We start from the raw sequence: 19233 nt of genomic DNA on the forward strand, positions 1-19233 counted from the left end.
TCATGGTCGGGATGCTGATCGGCAGCCAAGTAGCGGAACGCTACGTTGTCATAAGTAGCCTTCTCTATCCCACGCGAACTCGTCATACCGATGCTGTACCCGTACACCAGCAGACGAGTCAGCAAAAGCGGATGATAGGCCCAGAGCCCACGACCATCGTGGCGCTCGTACTCCCTGTAAATGGCCGACAGATCTAACTCGTTGCTTACGTCGGCCACGAACCGAGCCAAGTGATCCTCGGGCAGCCATTCCTGCAGAGATGGAGGCAGTAAGAACGCTTGATTGAGATCACAGACGCGAAAGCGTTTGTTCACAAGGCCATATTACGGAGTTTACCAATTCAGTAAAGTATTTCCGTGGATCTATCTCCGACACGCTCTCAGGCTGTCCCCGATTTGCCCCCCGATTTGCCCCGATTTGCCCGTCCCCGATTTGCCCGTCCCCGATTTGCCCCCGATTTGCCCAGGCTGTCCCCGATTTTCCATCTACTCGTTTTATTTAGAGTCCTTGATCCGTTGCAGCATGTTTCGGCAGTTGTCTTGCCACTGCGTGTCCTTCATTGACACAACTCTAGAAGTAAGTGTTTTCATCAGGCTGGCATCGGCCGCTACGTCGTAGCTCTTGGAAGTCGCCATTGTCTCAAAAATCAAAAGGATGTCTCTGAGGGTTATGTCGTCTGGATGGGAATTAAGTTGGTCCAACAGAAAGGGGATGGCTGCTGCTCCTCTCTCTGCTATCGGGTCGGCTAATGACATAGCCGGCGGTTCTCGCTTGTCGTTTCCGTATCGGAAAATCTTATACTGATCGGCAAGGGGGTATTGACGCATTCGCTCCAATCTGGTCGCTGCGGGCTGTTTGAAGAATTTTTGCTCCAAGTCATGCTCTTCGCACCCAATCACTAGCAGCAGGCAGGCAAAGGCTAAGATCAGTCGAATACTCATGGTTGTGAACATCCTCCACAGCCCGTCTTCAATTCTTTGTTAATTTTGTTTTGCATGTCATTCGCCGGTGCTTCATATGGATTCTTGTCGTATCCATGCCTCGACGCGTTTAAGTACTTCAGCCAAGTCAATCCATGCCGGTATTGCCCTACGTGAACCAATTCATGGCCCAAAAGCGCCAAGCCAGCGACGGTCGATGGATCATAGACATCGGGGCGGAAATAGATGTTGTTGCCCCTGGTTATACCATCGTAGCCTTTGCCCAGATACCACGGGACCTTCCCATCGTGTAGATCAGCCTTGTCCAAGTCAATCTTCGGAATATAGGGAGCTAGCTTTTGCTTCTCACAATCTGTGAGCGGCCTGAGACCAAATGGGTCCGCGAATTCGATAGGATCGTTCCCTACATAAGCGTAAAAATTGGCCTGCATCCCTGCAAACCCAATGGGATCTTCGTTAATGAATCTTCCAGTGACGGGATCGAAATACCGGGCACGCATAGAGTAGAGATTCGATTCGGTGTCGAACTCACGCGCTGCGTACCGGAATGAGTTGGTTAGTGAGCCGCTAAACACAGCTTGGTTCCCGAACGAATCGAACGCGTAGGTTTGTGCCAACGCTGCCGCCGTGCTGCTGACGGACGTGATTGAGCCGAGGCTATCTTGATGGTAAAAACTAGTCGCTCCGTCTCGCAGCATCGTCATTGGTTCGTCGATGCTGTAGATCACTTGGGCGTAGCGGGCGACCACTGCGCCGGATGAGTTTGCCTCCTCAATGAGGTAGTCGCCATCGTAGGCGAAGATAGAGGTACCGAGTGATGACGATTTGTAAATTCGTCTGCCGAAGGGATCGTATCTGAGGCTGACAACTCCGCCGCCATTCGGCAGGGTCACGCTTGTCAGGTGGTTCTCAAAGTCCCATCCGTAGGTTGTGGTCCCGCTGCTGTTCGTCTTTGTGAGCGTATTGCCGTTTGCGTCATAAGTGTAGTTATAGCCGTCTGCCGATGAAGTTAGCTGGTTGGTATTGTTGTACGAGTAGCTCGCAACGTTCAGCGATGAGAGGCGGTTGCCAACCGCATCGTAGCTGTAGCTCTCGGTCGTACTCTGGTTTCCATTTACGATTTGATCCACTTGCGTGAGCTGGTAGATCGGATCGTAGGTGTAGGTCTCGGTGATCCGGTTGAGCCAATTCTGTTTGCTGGTGCGGTTGCCGGCGCTGTCGAGCGTGTAGGTGGCTCCGTCAATGGTCGTAGCTCCATTCTGGTGCAGCACGCTTAGCAGGCGCGAGAGCGAGTCATACGAATAGGACGTATTCACTCCGTTGGGCCGTGTGAGTAACGTCCTACGGCTCAGTGTGTCGTAGCCGAAGCCGAACTGGCCTGTGAGCGAGTTCGTTAGCGTGCTGAGCCGATTAAGAGTGTCGTAAGCGTATGTGTTCGTGCTGCCATCCGGGGCGGTGAATCCGGTTCTATTCGAGGCGGCGTCGTAGGTGTAGGAGTTTGTGTAGGTGTTTCCGGGCAAGAACGTGTACTGCGTTGTCGTGCCAATGAGCCGGCCCATGTTGTCGTAGGCGAAGCCGTAGGTGCCGGTTGGATCGGTCGCGCTTTTGATTTTGCCGACAAGATCGTAAACGAAATCCACTGCTGTGGAATCCGGATAACCTTTGTGGGTCAGCCGATTCAGCGCGTCGTAAACATACGTGATGGCGTTCCCGTTGCGATCAGTCTTGGTGATCAGGTTGCCGATTGGGTCATAGATGTAGCTTTCTGCGTGGCCGGACGGGAAGTCGGTCTCTTTCACGCGCCCAAACTGGTCGTACTGGAACGACGTGATGTGGTTGTTCGCATCGGTAATGCTGACCAGGTTGTTCTCGTCGTCGTAGGCGTACTGCGTCACGTGGTTGGCCGCGTCGGTGACCGACGTGAGCCGGTCAGCGTCGTCGTAAGCATACGTCGTCGTCTTCCCGTTCTGGTCCGTCACCGAAGTACGGCGACCTCGGTAATCGTAGCCAAAGCCGGTTGTGGTGTGGTCGGGATAGGTGATGGTGGTAAGCCGATCGCCCGCATCGTAGGCAAAGTCGGTTTCGTTACTCATGGCATCGATGACTGACGTTCGGTTGCCATGCGCATCGTAGCCGTAAGTGGTGACGTTGTTCTGCGCGTCCGTAATCGTGTGGATCAACCCCGCAGCGGTATAGGTCAGCGTGGTCACATGATTCAGCGGATCGGTGATCGTCGTCAGCTCACCTAGCGAGTTGTAGGCAAAGGTGGTTACGCTGGCTGCAGTATTCGCATCCGGCTTCGGGGTTGTTACCGTCAGCAAATTGCCATGCGTGTCGTACGTATTCGTGGTCACATTGCCCAACGGATCAGTCGCCGCGAGCACCTCACCGAAGCTGTTGTAGGTGTAAGTCCAACCTACCGTCGTGTTCGCATCCAGCGGTTCCGACTGAGAGAGCATGTTGCTGTTCCCGTCGTAGGTGTAACTGACCTTGTGCCCGAGCGCGTCGGTCTCATCCAGCATGTTCCCCGAGCTGTCATAGTCCTGCTGCGTGACACCGCGCACTGTGCAACTTGAACATCCCGAGCCTTGCGACGCGATCGTGTGCCACGTTCCGCCTTGCATGGAGAAGGTGTAGTCGGTCACGTTTCCTGCCGAGTCGGTCAACTGCACGTCAGAGGTTACGGTGAATGGCGCGGCCGTCCCGCGTAGTCCGGCAACCGTCACGCCTACCGGACCCGTAGTTGCTCCTGCCGGAACCGTGGCCTCAATTTCCGTATCGCTCCAGCTTGTGACTGTGGCGTTTACGCCATTGAAATTCACCGTGCTCGTGCTCTGGCTGGCTCCAAAGCCGCTGCCCGAGATTGTGACCGTCGATCCCACAGTTCCCATATTGGGAAACACCGACGCGGTGTTCGGCTGGCCTTCGACGGTAAACGGCAACCCATTGCTGGAAAATCCGTTGATCACCACCGATACCGGCGCGCTTGTCGCTCCGCTCGGCACAGTAACTTGAATGCTGGTAGTGCTCCAGGAGGCGATGTTTCCCTGTACACCGCCAAACATCACTTGGTTTGTGGCACTTCCAAACCCGGTTCCCGTCAACGTGACCGTACCTCCGACTGCAGCAGAGGGCGGCGCAAGACTGTTCAGCACCGGATTAATCGCTGTGAACTGTACGTTCGAGTTACTGGCAATCGAGTTTACGGTCACGACAACGGGGCCCGCGCCAGCCGTGATTCCCGCCGGTACCGTGACAATGATCTGCGTATCGCTCCAGCTCACTACGCTCGCGTTTGCACCGTTCAGTTGCACCGTGCTGGCGCCCTGCGTGGCACCGAAGTTCGATCCGGCGATGGTGACCGTGGCTCCGACTCCCGCGCTCAGCGGAGAGATACCCGAAATATACGGGCTGGTACCGATGATTACTGAAACATTGTCGAAGGTCGCCGTCTCCAGATAACTGGTGCCACAGACCGCCAGTCCAATCAAGGCATTCTGGGCCATGCTGATGTTTGTGGGAGTCGAAACTTGCGTCCACGTGGAACCATCTGGAGAGTTGTACGCTGTGAACGTGCTACCCGTGCGGACCAGCTTCACCCAGTACGGATAACGTGGCGGGGTTGCGCCGCCCATATTCGAGCTTGTGCTCGCTCCTGTAGACGGCCGATCATCGAAGTAGGCAGAGTTCGGATAGTAATACAGCATCGCGTTAATTGCGTCTGCCCGCAATGACTCACGGATCATTACTCCTACATCCGGATAACCCGCGGATCCTTGCAGACTACTCACTCGCGCAGTAATCGATCCATCCCCTGCGAGCGGCTGGTATACGAAATGAAATGCATCTTTGGTGCCCCAAATCGAAGACCCAGATCCGCTAACAGTAAAGGCTCCGCCGGCGTATGAGCCGCCCCCCGCGAGACTAACGACTCCCACATCCGCATCGAGCCACGGACTGGGTAGCGGTTGCGATGTAACTGTGAATACGACGGCATTACTACTGTTCATGCTAGGCGCGACCACAACGTTCAACAGTCCTGAGATCCCTGTAGCAGGAACGGTGAAAATGATTGATGTGTCGCTCCACAGGTTGACAAGTTAGTCGATCACCAACGAAGTTCGCCGGAAGAGTAGGGAACATGGGAGCAGCCTGAGAGCCTGTCGGAAAACCGGGGGCGGGGACTGTCTCCGGTTTTCCCGGTTTCCCGCTTACTCGCCAGTGTCGAATAGATCTACATAGCCATCGCGTGCTGCGGCATGAGGTCCCAGACTCGCCAGAACTCTTTCATTTCTTCAGGCGAGCCTACAGTCACGCGAACATAGTTCTCCATCGATGGAAATCCCGATGCGAGCAGGATGTTATTCCGCCGGAAATGTTCACTCACTTCGAGACCGTTCCTGCCTGCGTTCAGCAAAACGAAATTGGTCTGCGAATCGATCCAGCGCAGCATGCGGGCATTGGCCTGATTGCAAAATTCCTGGCGATTGTCGGTATTGCGCTGCGCACATGTTTGAACATGGTCGTTGGCTTCGAATGCGATTCTCGCGGCACGGGCTGCGCTGACATTCACTTCTTCGTGCAAACGATAGACCCCGATCCGCTTGACGGTCTGCGCTGCCGCGATTCCATAGCCGATCCGCATGCCTGCCAGGCCGTAAATCTTTGAAAAAGTACGCGTCACGATAACGCGCGGATCGTTCATAGGATGATCGATGAACGAAGCGTAGCTCGAGGATGGCGTCACGTAATGATGATAGGCCTCATCGATAAGGATGTACGTGTGCGCCGGTAATGCGCGAATGAATGCCTCGATATTCTGGCGGGGATTGATTGTGCCGGTCGGATTATGTGGGTTCGATATATACACCAGACCGGCGGCTGAAGATTGTTGCGCGATCGAAGCTAAATCATTGGAGTAGTTTTTTGCCAGCGGAACCATCTGCACATAGGCTCCGGCGGCTCGCGCATAGTCCGCGATCGGTTCAAATCCCGGTGTGCTCATCAGTAATTTCGATTGCGGCGTGAGAAACGCGCGAGAACACATGGACAGAATTTCTGTTGAGCCACAACCGATGATTACCTGTTCCGGCTGCACGCCGTGAACGTCAGCGATTCGCTTTGTCAGAGCCTCGAGTTCAATTTCGGGAAAGCGGTTGGCAATCTGCAGTCCCGACCGCAGCGCGGCAGCCACATTGTCGGCAGGCCCATATGGGTTTTCGTTTTTGTCGAGCCGGATCACTCGCGATCCGGTCTCTGGGCTATCGCCGGCATTCGTGATCCGGGAAAAGGCTCGCAGAGTTTGCGGCATCGCTGCAGCTACCGCAGTCGTCCCGAATGCGCTAAGTAGAGTTCTCCGAGAGATGGCCATTGCGTGGCACCTTTGATCGAAAAATAAATCGCTCATGTCGCAGCTTCGAAACAAATCCTCCGCTACTTCAATCAAAGTCCGATTTTCGGCGGCGCAGGCGCTCCAATCACGGACAAATTTGTATTCGTGCTGTGCGACGTTCCCCCGCTTGCCCCTGTAATCGCCAAAGGGTAGTTGCCCAAAGGCGTTGTCAGGCTCGTATTAACGGTCAGCGTACTCGAGCCTGCAGCAGAAATCGAAGCGGGATTAAAGCTCGCCGTCGCCCCCGCGGGCAGCCCGCTCACACTCAAATTCACAGTACCGGTAAATCCCGAAATAGCACTAATCGTGACCGTGTAAGTTGTCGCCATGCTGGCTACAACCGTCTGAGACGCAGGTGACGTGGCAATTGAGAAATCACCCACCGGCTGAGCCGACGCAGAAAGCTGCACAAAGCTGCCGATCGAAGGCACCCCGGCTGCATTCAGCACAAAGAGAAGGTAATAACCAGGAGGAGCAATGTTGCCGTTCGGAGGCGCAGTTACAGTTAAGATCCCATTTGCCGCGGTGAAGGACATTCCCACGACTCTTTGGTCCATGTCGAAAGCGTGGGTAACTGCTCCAGCTCGAACTAACACGATCGAGGAAATCGATGCCGCATCGGGCGACTGCACCTGAAACGTACTGCCATACCCGATTACTCCAGGAGAGATGCTGGTAATTGCGGGCCGGGGAGCGAGTGATCCGTCCGCGGCAAACAAATAAGCGGGCGAATAGATCTCCATATGCGGTTCATAAGTTCCGCGAGTGGGATTGCCTCCGGCGACCAGCACGGTAGCATCGGGCAGCAACAGCGCCACTGAGTGGTACAGTCTGGGAAAGGCGTTCTGACCCGCCGACGTCATACTGCTTCCATCGGCGTCGAAAAGGTCCGCATTCAGGCTCGCCGTCGTGGCGTCTTCGTCGTTGGTTGAGCCCCCCAGAGCCAAAACTTTTCCGCTCGGCAGCAGCACTGCATTCATCTCAATGCGCGGCTGCGACATGGGAGGTCCCCATTGCCAGCTTGGACTCGCGGCAGACAGATCGATGATCTCGGTTGTCGCTGTTGCCGGATTTCCCCCACCGAAGATCATTACCCGAGGGCGATATCCGTTCGCCGGTGTAAGCGGCAGCAGCACTGAAGAGCCATAAGTTCGACCGGAGGTGTAATTCGTCGATGCAACAAAGGACCAGGCGTGTGTGCTCGGATCAAAGAGCATTGATCCATCGGTAGGTCCGGAGTAAAAGACGGTTCCATTTGGGAGCAGGTGCAGCCGCGGATATAAAGGAGGAGTCCAACCCGCCGGATATTCCTGACTCCAGCCCGAACCCACGGTATAGATCTCTACAGCAGTATTCGTTGGACCGGATTCATTCAGTCCTGAGAAGGCCATCACGGTGCCGTCGCCCAGCGTGGTGGCAGTCGGGTACCAGCGTCCATGCGCCATTGTCTGAAGATCGGTGAATTGCCCGCTGGAGGGATCGTAAGCAGCGGTCTTGGAGTATCCAAGAAATGGATCGTAAGCCACCGTTCCGCCAACCACGAATGGTCGCCCATCGGGCAGGATGACCATGCCGTTGCAGAACATGTCCCATGCGATGGGTTGAGTCGTAACCGTGTCGGTTGCAGGATCCCAAATGCCCGCCTGGTAGTTGGTGTTCGAAGGCACATTTCCCGAGCCGGAGACAACCAGAACCTTGCCTGTCCGGAGCATTGCCATGTGAACTGGATTGATTGGCATCGTCGTAGGCAGCGTCCGCCATTGGCCTACGACGTTGGCTTGTGCAAACGCCGGCGCCACAGCTGAAGGCCCGCAGACCAGCCCTGCTAGAAGGCTGGCGTAAATTCCGGCTCTAAATTTAAAGACCTTCTTCTTGTTGACGAGTGCAGCTACCCCTATCACGTGCCCCATAATGACGTTCGTATGCACTCTGAAGTCCAAAGAGAAAACAGCGTTCGCTTCTGTAATTGAGTTTTTGCTGAGCGCTGCGAAGGAGTGGATACGCAAGCGGTTACGAGCCGGCACAGAAGAGCAATCGCGTGAACGCTACTGAGTATCAGTATCTTTTTGGGACGAGATGAAGTGAAAGGTTTTTCGCGCGCAAATATTTTCAGCTGCGCGGGAATGGCGGAGGCACCCGTCGCCCCGTAGTTTGGGGAAACCGCGGACAGGAGAAACCGGCATAGCCTGAGAGCCTGTTGGAGATAGATTCTTCGAAATGAAAATCAACAACTTACAAATACTCGAGCGCCTGTAACCTTTCGGTTCCCGTTCGGGAATAAGAATCACGCCGCGGCCGTGGCCAACGGCTGTCTCTCCTTCGCTCCTACAATGATCAGCCACAGCATGATTGCGAGTTCGCCGAACATGAGTGGAAATACCCAATTTGAAACTCGCTGTTCATACGCCGGCCACAGGATGCCGGTAACGCTGGTCGCCAGATAGGCAACGCAGTTGAGCATCAGCCAGACGCCCAGGGTGCGCGGAATGAATCGCGATTTGTAGACCAGCAGACCGAAAGGGAACAGCCAGAGTCCCCAGAACACCTCGTTGGCGAGTACGCCCTGGCCGTGCATGCGGATGAAGACCATCACGAGTGCATCGCGCTGCGGCTTGTCGAACACCGACAGGAAGTCTGGGCCGCGGGCGAGGAGCAGCGCAGCGGCGTCATTGACTGTATTAAAGAAGTAGATGGGCGTAACCACCAGCGCGCCGAGGATCACGACAAGACGGGCGAGCCCTTCGTCCACTCCCTTGAATAGACGGTAGAGTGCCAGTGTGAGGAAAATGCCCATCGTCGCCGTGATCAGGTCGCTGAGCATGCCGAGCCGGAAAAGTGTTTCATGGGCAGCGATGTTCGCCGAGGTGGCGCTCGCGCTGTTGGCGACAAACAAATGGCTGGGAATGTAAATGAGGCGCAGGGGAGCGGTCATCAGTGTTAGATAGAGGAGCCCTGCGATGCGCGCTTGGCGTTTGAGTGTGCTCATGGATGCTCCTCGGTGAAGCTTCCGTTGTCGGCAGTCTGTACTCGGCTCAAAGCTTACCTCCAAAGAAGACGATGAATCGTGAGAATAATTGCAATGATCTCAATGATTACGGCAATGATGAGGTATTTGCGGGCGATCTTCGGACCACCGTCGCCGTGAGGTTGAACAGCATCCGCCTTCGATTATGTTCGCGTGGTCGTTCATCTTCGTACGGGTACGCAAAATGCTTCCCAGTCGGTTCCGATGTTCTAGACGGGCCAACGGAATGACCTTGTGCATCGCTCCGACTCGGAAAACCACAGGCGGAGGCGTGCGATCCCCGCGGCTCGGTGGCACGGCGGAGAGTCTGCAATAATCTTGCGCTGGATGTGGGTATATATAAGGAGGGTGCTGAGGAGATGAGGATTGCAACGGTGATAGTCGGAGTAATGTTGGCGATTGTGAGCGCAGCGGCACAGCAGGGTAGTGCTCCAGTGGCCGCGCCTCCCATTGCTCAAGCGACCGTAGCGCCCGATTCTCAAGCTCCAGTTGTGATCACCCTGCAGGACGCGCTGCAGCGCGCGCGCAAGCTCGATTCAAGTTATCGTTCTGCACTTACAGAGGCGGGAATCGCGCATGAGGATCATGTGCAGGCACGGGCAGCGCTACTGCCTAGCGTGAGCGAGAACACGGAATATCTGTACACGGAAGGAACCGGCACTTCGACTCCGCGATATATCGCCAACAACGCCGTTCACGAGTATGTGAGTCAGGGCAATGCGCACGAGACGATCAGCGGGGCGCAATTCGCCGATTACAGCCGCACCTCGGCAGCGGCTGCCGCAGCGCGGGCAAAGGCTGAGGTTGCGGAGCGCGGTTTAGTGGCAACGGTGGTGCAGATCTATTACGCGGAAGTCGTCAGCAAGCGGAAGTATGCCAACGCTCAGCTTGCCGCGGATGAGGCCAAACGCTTTCTCGATCTGAGCCAGAAGCTCGAGCAAGGCGGGGAAGTGGCCCATTCGGACGTGATCAAGGCGCAGCTTCAGGCAAACGATGCCAATCGCGCGCTGCGCGAGGCTCAGCTCGCGATGGACAAAGCGCATCTCGATCTGGCAGTGCTGGTTTTTCCAAACTTCAATCAGAATTACTCCACTGTGGACGATCTGCGCCTGCCGCCGCCACTCCCTCCAATGCAGGAGGTCGAGCAGCAGGCTAAGACGAAGAATCCGGATTTGTATGCCGCGATGCAGACGGTCCGGGCGGCGAATTACGCGGTGCTTTCTTCACGCGCAGCCTATCTGCCGACGTTAACACTCGATTACTTTTATGGCATTGACGCGAGTCATTTCGCCGTGAATACTCCCACTCCAGATGGTCCGATTCGGAATCTGGGGTATTCGGCAAGCGCCACTTTGAATATTCCAATCTGGAACTGGGGTGCAACCCGCAGCAAGGTAAAGCAGACCGAACTGCAGCGCGATCTTGCCCAGACGCAGCTCTCGGCGGCGCAACGCAAGCTCCTGGCAGATTTGAAGTCGCTCTATGCCGAAGCCGAAGCCGCGAAGATCGAACTGGAAGTTCTGCAACAATCAGCCGATTTGGCTGCGGAAAGCGTGCGGCTGACGAATCTGCGATATCAAGGCGGCGAGGCGACGGCACTCGAAGTCGTGGACGCGCAGAATTCGCTGGTTGCGGCGCGCAACAATTATGATGACGGGGAAGCCCGGTATCGGCTGGCAATCGCTAATCTGCAGACGCTAACCGGCGTCTTTTAACTGCATGGCCATTCGCAAAACAATTACCTGTGGAGCGCTGGCGATTGTCGCTGCCTGGCTGGCGAGCTGCTCCAAAGAACAAGCCGAACCGCAGCCGATTGTGAGTGTTCAGGCCGCCACGGTGAAGCAAGGGAGCATTTCCCAAACCATCACTACCGACGCCGTTCTGTTTCCTATCAGTCAGGCGCCGATCGTTCCCAAAGTTGCAGCGCCGGTTCAGAAGGCCTATGTGGTGCGCGGACAAAAAGTACACAAAGGCCAGTTGCTGCTGACGCTGGAGAATAAAGACCTCGCGGCTGCCGCTGAGCAGAACCGCGGCGATCTGGAGCAGGCGCAGGCCGCTGAAGTAATCGCCACAAACAATTCCGTTCCCGAAGAGCTGCAAAAGGCGCAGGGAGATGCGCAGGCCGCGAAAGAAAATCTCGATGCGCAGCAGAAGCTCTACGACAGCCGCAAGGCCTTATTCGATCAGGGAGCGCTTCCGCGTAAAGATCTCGATTCTGCGGCCGTGGCTCTAGTCCAAGCGAAAGCGCAGTACGAACAGGCTCAGAAGCACTTGGCAGGATTGCAGGAGGTCGGACACGAGCAAGAACTCAAATCCGCAAAAGCGCAGCTTGTTTCGGCGCAAGGGAAGTACAACAGCGCCGTCGCGCAGCTTGGGTATTCGGAAATTCGAAGTCCAATTGACGGCACTGTAACCGACGGGCCGTGGTATCCCGGCATGATGCCGCAGGCCGGCGCTCCGCTTGTAACTGTCATGGACTTGTCGCAGATGATCGCGAAGGCGCATATCCCACAGAATCAGGCGGCCCTGCTTAAGAAAGGTGATACTGCAACCCTGACGGCCGCTGGTTCTGAAGAGCCCATTAAAGGAAGAGTGACGCTCGTAAGTCCAGCGCTCGATCCCGGCAGCACCACAGTGGAGGTCTGGGTGCAGGCGCCGAATCCCAAGGGCATTTTGAAAGCTGGCGCATCGAGCACACTAACGATGACCGCGAAAACAGTTCCCAATGCGCTGACTATCCCAGCGCAAGCCGTCGTGACTGATGAAGATGGAAAGAAGTCGGTGATGGTGATCGGAGGCGACGGCATGGCGCATAAGCGTGAGGTCGAAACGGGAATTCAGAACCAGGACTCGGTTCAGATTGTCAGCGGCCTGAAACCGGGAGAGCAGATAGTGGCAGTCGGACCATACGGACTGCCCGACAATACAAAGGTGAAGGTCGAAGCCCCGCCGCAGCCCGGGGGCGAAGGCGATGAGGAGAAGGGCAAAGGCGATGATAAAGACGCGGAGGGCGGCAGCGAGCCCTAGCCAGTGGCCACCAAAGTTACGCCCATCGACGAGGCGCATCCGATCCCGGCTCCGCCCGGGAATTACTGGTTCTCGCGTCTCTCTAAACCTCTCATCTTCCTGATCATCGCACTGGCGATCATGGGCGCGTATCTTGCGTTCACAATTCCGGTTGCTGTCTTTCCCGAGGTGAACTTTCCCCGCATCATCATTGGCATTGATAACGGCGTGATGCCGATCGATCAGATGATGGTTACCATCACGCGTCCGGTGGAAGACGCGGTCAACAGCGTTCCCGGATTGACTCGTGTGAATTCCATTACCAGCCGCGGCTCCGCCGAGGTCGACCTGTTTTTCAACTGGAGTGTCGACATGGTCACGACGCTGCAGCTTGTGAACGCGGCCGTTGCACAGGTGCAGACCTCACTTCCGAATACGGCAAAGATCGATACACATCGGCTGACTTTTGCCAGCTTTCCCATAATGGGATTCAGTTTAACCTCGGACACGGTTCCGCAGACGCAGCTTTGGGAACTGGCGACGTACACGCTCAAGCCGCAGATCAATCGCCTGAACGGCGTAGCGACCGTGATCGTGCAGGGTGGCGATCAGCCCGAATATCTCATTACGCCGGATCCCTCGAAGCTGCTGAGCGCCTCGGTCACCGTTCAGGACATTCTGAATGCGGTAAGCAAGACCAATCTGGTCGATTCTCCCGGGCTCATTCAGGAAAATCATCAGCTCGTTTTGGGATTAGTGAACGGACAGGTGCGCAGTCCGGAGCAGCTTGGACAGATCGTCATCAAGACAAATAACGCCGGTGTCCCCGTTCACATCGCCGATGTAGCGACGGTCTCGAACGGTGTGATGCCCAAGTACACGGTTGTGACCGCCAACGGCAAGCCCGCTGTGCTGCTTTCCATCAACCGTCAGCCCGACAGCAACACCGTTCAGGTTGCCGATGAAGTGAATGCCAAGATCGACGAACTGCGCAAATCACTGCCGCCGGGCATCAAGCTGGTTCCGTATTACGACCAGTCCGGATTGGTACGTGATTCGATCAAGAGCGTTCGTGATGCCATCTTCATCGGCCTGGTCCTCGCAGCGATCGTCATTGTCCTCTTCCTCCGCGATTGGGGAAGCTCTGCGGTCGCTGGCATGGTGATTCCCATCACCATCGTGATTACATTTATCGTCCTAAAAGCGCTGGGCGAGAGCTTCAACTTGATGACGCTCGGCGGCCTTGCCGCTGCAGTCGGACTTATTATCGATGATGCCATCGTCGTGATCGAGAACATCGTTCTCCATCGCGACCTGGGACAGGGGCGCCTTCAGGCAATCTACAGCGCGCTGAAAGAAGTCACCGCGCCTCTGATTGGATCGACAGTGACGCCAATTGTGGTCTTCCTGCCGCTAGTCGCGATCCATGGCGTGTATGGAACTTTCTTTCGCGCGCTTGCCGTCACGATGGGTGTAGCCCTCTTCACCTCTCTCGGGCTGGCGCTTACCTGGACCCCGAACCTCAGCCAGTATTTCGTGCGGCGGAAAGACGAGCACGGGATGATCGAACAAGGTTCGGAGAACTGGACAGAGCGTGAACGACTCGAACACATGATCGAGGCCGAAGAATCTTCTTACGGCAAGAAGTTTCATGCGGTGTTGAACTTCTATGAGCGCTGGCTACGGCGTGCTCTGGAACGTCCTCTGCTGCTGGCCGGCGGCAGCGTTGTGCTGATTGTAGTTGCGTACTTCTGCTATCGCGGGCTCGGATCCGACCTGCTGCCTTCCATGGATGAAGGTGGATTCATTGTCGACTACATCATGCCCCCCGGCAGTTCGCTCTCCGAGACAAATCGCGTGATCAGCCATGTCGAGCAGATCATTCGCAGAGAACCAGAGGTCGAGAGCACTTCCCGCCGTACCGGATTGCAACTGGGCCTGGCCTCAGTTACTGAGGCCAACACCGGCGATATCTCGGTGAAATTGAAAGCAAATCATGACCGTTCCACTGACGACGTAATTGCCGATGTCCGCGCGAAAATTAAACAGCAGGAACCAGAACTCGACACCGAATTTCCCGAATTGCTACAGGACATGATCGGTGACCTCACCAGTGCTCCCGAGCCCGTGGTCATTAAATTGTTTTCCGAAAATGCGGCCCTGCTCGAGAAGCTCGGCCCTGAAGTAGCTGACGCTATTTCCAAGATTGATGGTGGTAAAACCGTGGTGGACGTCCAGAACGGGGTCGAGAACACGATGAGCGGTCCCGCCGTCAATTATCAAATCGACCCGGCCGTAACGGCCCGTGCTGGATTCACTCCGGACGAAGTTGCCATCGACGCATCGGCAATTCTTGAAGGCGAGCCGGCCACGACTCCGGTTGTGGTGAACGATCGCGCTTACACCGTTCGCGTGCGTTTTCCTGAGGCTAACCGCGCCAGCATTGAGGCCATGAACAATACGTTGCTGGTCAGCTCCGCAGGACGAACTGCGACGCTCGGCTCTCTGGCAAACGTCACCCAGCTTCCAGGGCAGACCGAGATTCGCCGCGAGAATCTTCAACGCGACCTCGAAGTCACCGCACGCCTGGAAGGTCTCGATTTGGGAACGGGCATCGCGAAAGTGAAAGATGTAATCGCTAAGCTGAATCTGCCGTCATCGATACGCATTGAGTATGGAGGTTTGTACGCCGAGCAGCAGCAAACATTTCATGACTTCGTTTTCGTTTTCGTGATGGCATTCGCTTTTGTATTTGCAGTCCTGCTCTTCGAGTTCCGCAGTTTCTCTGCGCCGGCGGCGATCCTTTCTTCAGCGCTGCTCTCGACCGCCGGCGTTTTCTTCGCGCTTCTTATAACCGGAACAACTTTCAGCGTCTCCGCCTTTATGGGGTTGATCATGGTGATCGGCATCGTTGCCAAGAACGGTATTCTGCTGCTCGATGCCGAGCACGAATTCCGCCGCGCGGGTTTTGATGCCGAAGAATCCATGATGCGTGCAGGCCGTCGCCGCCTCCGCCCGATCGCGATGACCGCCATCGCTGCTGTCGCAGGCATGTTGCCGTTGGCATTCGCGCTCGGAGCTGGATCCGAGATGCTGCAGCCATTGGCCATCGCTGTGATCGGCGGCATCCTGATCTCGATGGTGCTGTCGCTACTCGTCACTCCTGCCGTCTACTTCTATCTCACGCGTCGTCGAGAGGAGCATCTGGCGCAATAAGCGCGGCCAATGTCGATCGAGGTCATCTTTTTCGACGTGGGGGGTACGCTTCTTTTTCCCGATCACGAAAAGACGCTGATTCCACTTTGGAATCGCGGTGTGCGTCCCACCGAAGCCCAACTGCTCGTCGCTGAGCGCGCCGCTCGCAAAGAAATGGATCAGCTCGTCTCACGCACCGCGAAAGTCGATCAAAGCTACTGGGATACCTACTACTCGCGCTTACTTAGCGAAGTGGGGGTCAACGATGATGAGCTTCACGGGGAACTTGTGAAGCTCATACGTACATCCGCAAACTGGAGCCGCATGCGGCCGGGCACATTCGAAGCACTAGCGTCGCTAAAGCGCAAATACCGTCTCGCCGTGATTTCGAATTCCGACGGACATATGGGCGAGCGACTCGCGATTTTGGGATTCGGTTCGTACTTCGAGCATGTCACCGACTCGGGAAATATCGGACATGAGAAGCCCGCGCCACAAATATTTCAAGCGGCGCTCAGTGCAATGAGCGTTCAGGCAGATCGAGCGCTGTATCTTGGCGACATTTATGCAATCGATTATTTAGGAGCTCAAAAGGCAGGCATGAAGCCGGTGCTGATGGATATCGCCGGCGTTTACTCCCAAACCGATCTCCCGAGAATAGATTCGCTGGCGGAACTGGAATCTTGTCTCAAGAAATTCGTCTAAGTTGATGGATGCTGTCTCCGTGACCTCCGATTTTCAACATCGTGACCTTCGTGTTCGCCTCTCCCAATGACCGCAATTGATCTCTCAGCCGACATCGGTCTCGTCGCGGTAGGCCTGGCTACACTTAACTTGCTGATAGGGTCGCTGATCGCGATGCGCTACAGCCCGTGGCGATACTGGCCGCATCATCGCTTCAACATCTTTGCTATCCACAACTGGACTGGTTACGCGCTGCTTGGCGCTTGCATTCTGCATCCGGTGGTGCTGCTCGCGTCAGCGAGAGAGAGATTTCGGATCCGCGACATTCTCTATCCCGTGCATTCGCCGGTACAGCCGTTGGAGAACACAATCGGGGCTATTGCCTTGTACTGCGTCATCGTGGTTGTAATTACGTCGTACTTTCGGTTGAGTCTCGGCCGCCATTTGTGGAAGTCCTTTCACTTCGTGATCTACGCAGCCGCGGTCGCGATCTTCTGGCACAGCATCTTCACCAATCCCAACCTCGAAAAAGCTCCGGTCGACGTCCTCGACGGAGAGAAAGTGTTCATCGAGCTGTGCTCAATAGCCGTGGCAGGCCTTGTGGCCATGCGGTGGCGCTATGGCCTCCGGAAAAGAAGGTTGAAGGAGGCGCCTAAGCTGCTAAGCTCCTAAGCAGGTAAGCTTCGTGAGAACGCAGCCGTCTTTTTGGCTCAGCAGCTTAGAAGCTTAGCCGCTTAGGAGCTTCTTCTCTGCGCTGGATTATCAAATCCGTTGACGAACAGCTCACGGCCCGAATCGCTGCCGAGGCGCATGTCTCTCCGCTAGTGGCTCGGCTGCTTGTCGGACGCGGTGTGGGCAACGCTGATGCTGCTTGCCAGTTTCTTGGCCCTAAGCTCGATCATCTGCACTCGCCCTACCTGATGAAAGGCATGCGCCAGGCCGTTGCGCGCATTCAGCAGGCGGTCGCCAACCACGAGCGCATTCTCATTTACGGCGACTACGACGTTGATGGCACAACCGCAATCGTGATTCTGAAGAAAGCCATCGAGATCGTCGGAGGAACGGCCGAGTTTCACGTGCCGCATCGCATTCGCGACGGTTATGGAATGAAGGACGACGTCATCGAGCGCGCGGCCGAGAACGGTGTGCGCCTGGTGATCAGCGTCGATACCGGCATTCGCGCGTTCGCTGCGGCCGAAGCTGCGCGACGCGTCGGATTGGATCTGATCGTCACCGATCACCACCTGCCTGAAGATGGCCAGCTTCCACACGCGCTTGCTGTGCTCAATCCCAATCAGCCGGATTGCAGCTATCCCTGCAAATCGCTTTGCGGCGCCGGCATCGCATTCAAAATTGCCCAGGCGCTTCTGGAAGCTCGTGATGAAACCGATGCTCGCCGCCGACTACTTCCGTCATTCCTGAAGATGGCGGCAATCGCCACAATTGCGGACGCGGTCCCGCTGGTAGGTGAAAATCGGGTAATCGCCAAATTGGGACTTGCCGGATTGCGCGATCCGCGTAACGTCGGGCTTCGCGCGTTAATGACAGTCGCGCAGCTCGCAGACAAGCAGCGCCAGCTCTCGGCCTCAGATGTAGCGTTCCGCATTGCACCACGCATGAATGCGGCTGGCCGCATGGATGTTGCCCAGACCGTCATCGAGCTCTTTGAAGCGCGAGAAGAAGAGAAAGCGCGTGAGCTCGCGGCGCGCCTCAATCAACTCAATTCGGATCGTCAGGCCAGCGAGCAGCAGATTGTGCAGACCCTCGAAGCACGGCTCACCGAACCGCAATTCGCGGACGCGCTCTGCATCGTGCTCGACGGCGATGGATGGCATCGCGGCGTGATTGGTATCGCCGCGACAAGAGTGGTCGAGCGCACCTATCGGCCGGCGCTGGTCATCAGCCGCGATAATGGAGAGGCGCACGGGTCGGGGCGTTCCATTCCCGCTTTTCATTTGCTCAGCGCTCTCGAAAGCTGCCACGAACTCTTCACGCGCTACGGCGGACACGCCCACGCAGTCGGCTTCTCATTGCCTTCCGAGCGCATTAATGAACTTCGCACACGTCTCGATCTCTACGCACGCCAGCGCTTGACGCCGGAAGATCTGATTCCAGTGCTTGAGGCTGAAGCCGAAATCGAACTATCCGGAATTAATCCTGAGCTCATTCAGACCGTTCAACGGATGGAGCCATTCGGCGTCGGCAATCGCGAGCCAATGTTCGTTGCTCGCCGCCTTCGCGTGTTATTGCCTCCCAAAGTGCTGAAAGACAAGCACGCAAAAATGCGCGTCGCTCAGACGAACGGAAAAGCAATGCGCTTCGACGCAATGGCCTGGCGCATGGCTGAACGAATCGCAACTGAAGGCATTCTCGCGAATGACACTATCGATCTCGCCTTCACGCTGGACGAGAACACGCATCCTGACTTCGGCGGAATTGAGCTGCGGATTTGCGACTTCAAGAGGAACGACCTGGCTCAGAACGCAAAACCTGAAGCACAAGCGCGAACGGCCGCTCAAGTGGTGTGAAAGGGATCGACAATTCGTACACCGTCAATCTCCTGACCGCTTTGGAAATCTTCGGATAATAGCACTCTGCATCCAGATTGTTTCGCCGCTCTCAAGATCAAGGCATCCCAAAGAGAAAACCCATGCAGTCTATGCAGATCGATAGCTCCCAGAATGTCCGACACATCAGGTCGCGCTACGTCGAACTCTGATAACAGCTCCACTTTTCGACGTGCAGTTTGGACGTCTACCTTGAGCTTACGTGTGGCTGCGACGAAGTACTCTTGCAATACTTGGATTGAGACGACGCCGGTTCCTTCGCGACGGTGCTCAGCCATCATGTCAATCGCGCGTCTTTGCTTCGCCGGAAAACCATGATCATCGGCATAAATCAACACGTTCGTGTCGAAAAAGCTACGAACGCTCATGAACCTCGTCTCGGTTGAACTTCCAACCACGAGAGTTGCCCCGGCCGGAAAGGCG

13 protein-coding genes are annotated in these 19233 nt (G+C 56.0%); 6 read left to right on the plus strand and 7 right to left on the minus strand.

Features of this window, described 5'->3' with window-relative positions:
- The 6 genes from VFU50_06625 to VFU50_06650 form a co-directional block, all read right to left on the minus strand.
- The coding region (locus VFU50_06625) for a transposase (GenBank protein HEU5232516.1) at nt 1–314 on the minus strand (314 nt) is incomplete at its 3' end.
- 180 nt (nt 315–494) lie between these two features.
- Nucleotides 495–941: a hypothetical protein gene (locus VFU50_06630; GenBank protein HEU5232517.1), complete on the minus strand. Its 447-nt coding sequence runs from the start codon at nt 939–941 to the stop codon at nt 495–497.
- Nucleotides 938–4951 (minus strand): IPT/TIG domain-containing protein, encoded by a 4014-nt coding sequence (locus VFU50_06635; protein HEU5232518.1) that lies wholly within the window; start codon nt 4949–4951, stop codon nt 938–940. Before VFU50_06635 ends, VFU50_06630 begins: the two co-directional genes overlap by 4 nt.
- Nucleotides 4952–5175: 224 nt before the next feature.
- A complete protein-coding gene (locus VFU50_06640; protein ID HEU5232519.1) occupies nt 5176–6312 on the minus strand; it encodes a histidinol-phosphate transaminase in 1137 nt (378 codons plus the stop codon).
- A gap of 71 nt (nt 6313–6383) precedes the next feature.
- Nucleotides 6384–8261, minus strand: a complete 1878-nt coding sequence (locus tag VFU50_06645; GenBank protein HEU5232520.1) for a galactose oxidase-like domain-containing protein — start codon at nt 8259–8261, stop codon at nt 6384–6386.
- Between the two features lie 356 nt (nt 8262–8617).
- Nucleotides 8618–9319, minus strand: a complete 702-nt coding sequence (locus VFU50_06650; GenBank protein ID HEU5232521.1) for a DUF4386 domain-containing protein — start codon at nt 9317–9319, stop codon at nt 8618–8620.
- 398 nt (nt 9320–9717) lie between these two features.
- On the opposite strand from VFU50_06650, the gene VFU50_06655 reads away from it, so the two are divergent.
- The 6 genes from VFU50_06655 to recJ all read left to right on the plus strand — a co-directional run bounded on the left by VFU50_06655 (nt 9718) and on the right by recJ (nt 18771).
- On the plus strand, nt 9718–11073 hold the full coding sequence (locus VFU50_06655) for a TolC family protein (GenBank protein HEU5232522.1): 1356 nt from the start codon (nt 9718–9720) through the stop codon (nt 11071–11073).
- A 4-nt stretch (nt 11074–11077) separates the two neighbouring features.
- Nucleotides 11078–12385 carry an efflux RND transporter periplasmic adaptor subunit gene (locus VFU50_06660; protein HEU5232523.1) on the plus strand — a complete coding sequence of 436 codons (1308 nt, stop codon included), beginning with the start codon at nt 11078–11080 and terminating at the stop codon, nt 12383–12385.
- 3 nt (nt 12386–12388) lie between these two features.
- A complete protein-coding gene (locus VFU50_06665) occupies nt 12389–15580 on the plus strand; it encodes an efflux RND transporter permease subunit (protein HEU5232524.1) in 3192 nt (1063 codons plus the stop codon).
- A gap of 9 nt (nt 15581–15589) precedes the next feature.
- Nucleotides 15590–16264 carry an HAD family hydrolase gene (locus tag VFU50_06670; GenBank protein ID HEU5232525.1) on the plus strand — a complete coding sequence of 225 codons (675 nt, stop codon included), beginning with the start codon at nt 15590–15592 and terminating at the stop codon, nt 16262–16264.
- A gap of 66 nt (nt 16265–16330) precedes the next feature.
- The gene (locus VFU50_06675) at nt 16331–16915 is read left to right on the plus strand and encodes a ferric reductase-like transmembrane domain-containing protein (GenBank protein ID HEU5232526.1); all 585 of its coding nucleotides are present in this window, start codon (nt 16331–16333) and stop codon (nt 16913–16915) included.
- A 152-nt stretch (nt 16916–17067) separates the two neighbouring features.
- Complete coding sequence (gene recJ / locus VFU50_06680; protein HEU5232527.1) at nt 17068–18771, plus strand: single-stranded-DNA-specific exonuclease RecJ; 1704 nt, start codon at nt 17068–17070, stop codon at nt 18769–18771.
- Here recJ and VFU50_06685 read toward each other — a convergent pair.
- Entirely contained in the window at nt 18759–19178 is a 420-nt protein-coding gene (locus VFU50_06685) for a PIN domain-containing protein (protein ID HEU5232528.1), read from the minus strand. The two genes, recJ and VFU50_06685, sit on opposite strands and share 13 nt — an antisense overlap.
- Nucleotides 19179–19233: the final 55 nt, after the last annotated feature.

It is taken from the genome of Terriglobales bacterium, assembly GCA_035764005.1.
GTDB lineage: Bacteria > Acidobacteriota > Terriglobia > Terriglobales > Acidobacteriaceae > Gp1-AA112.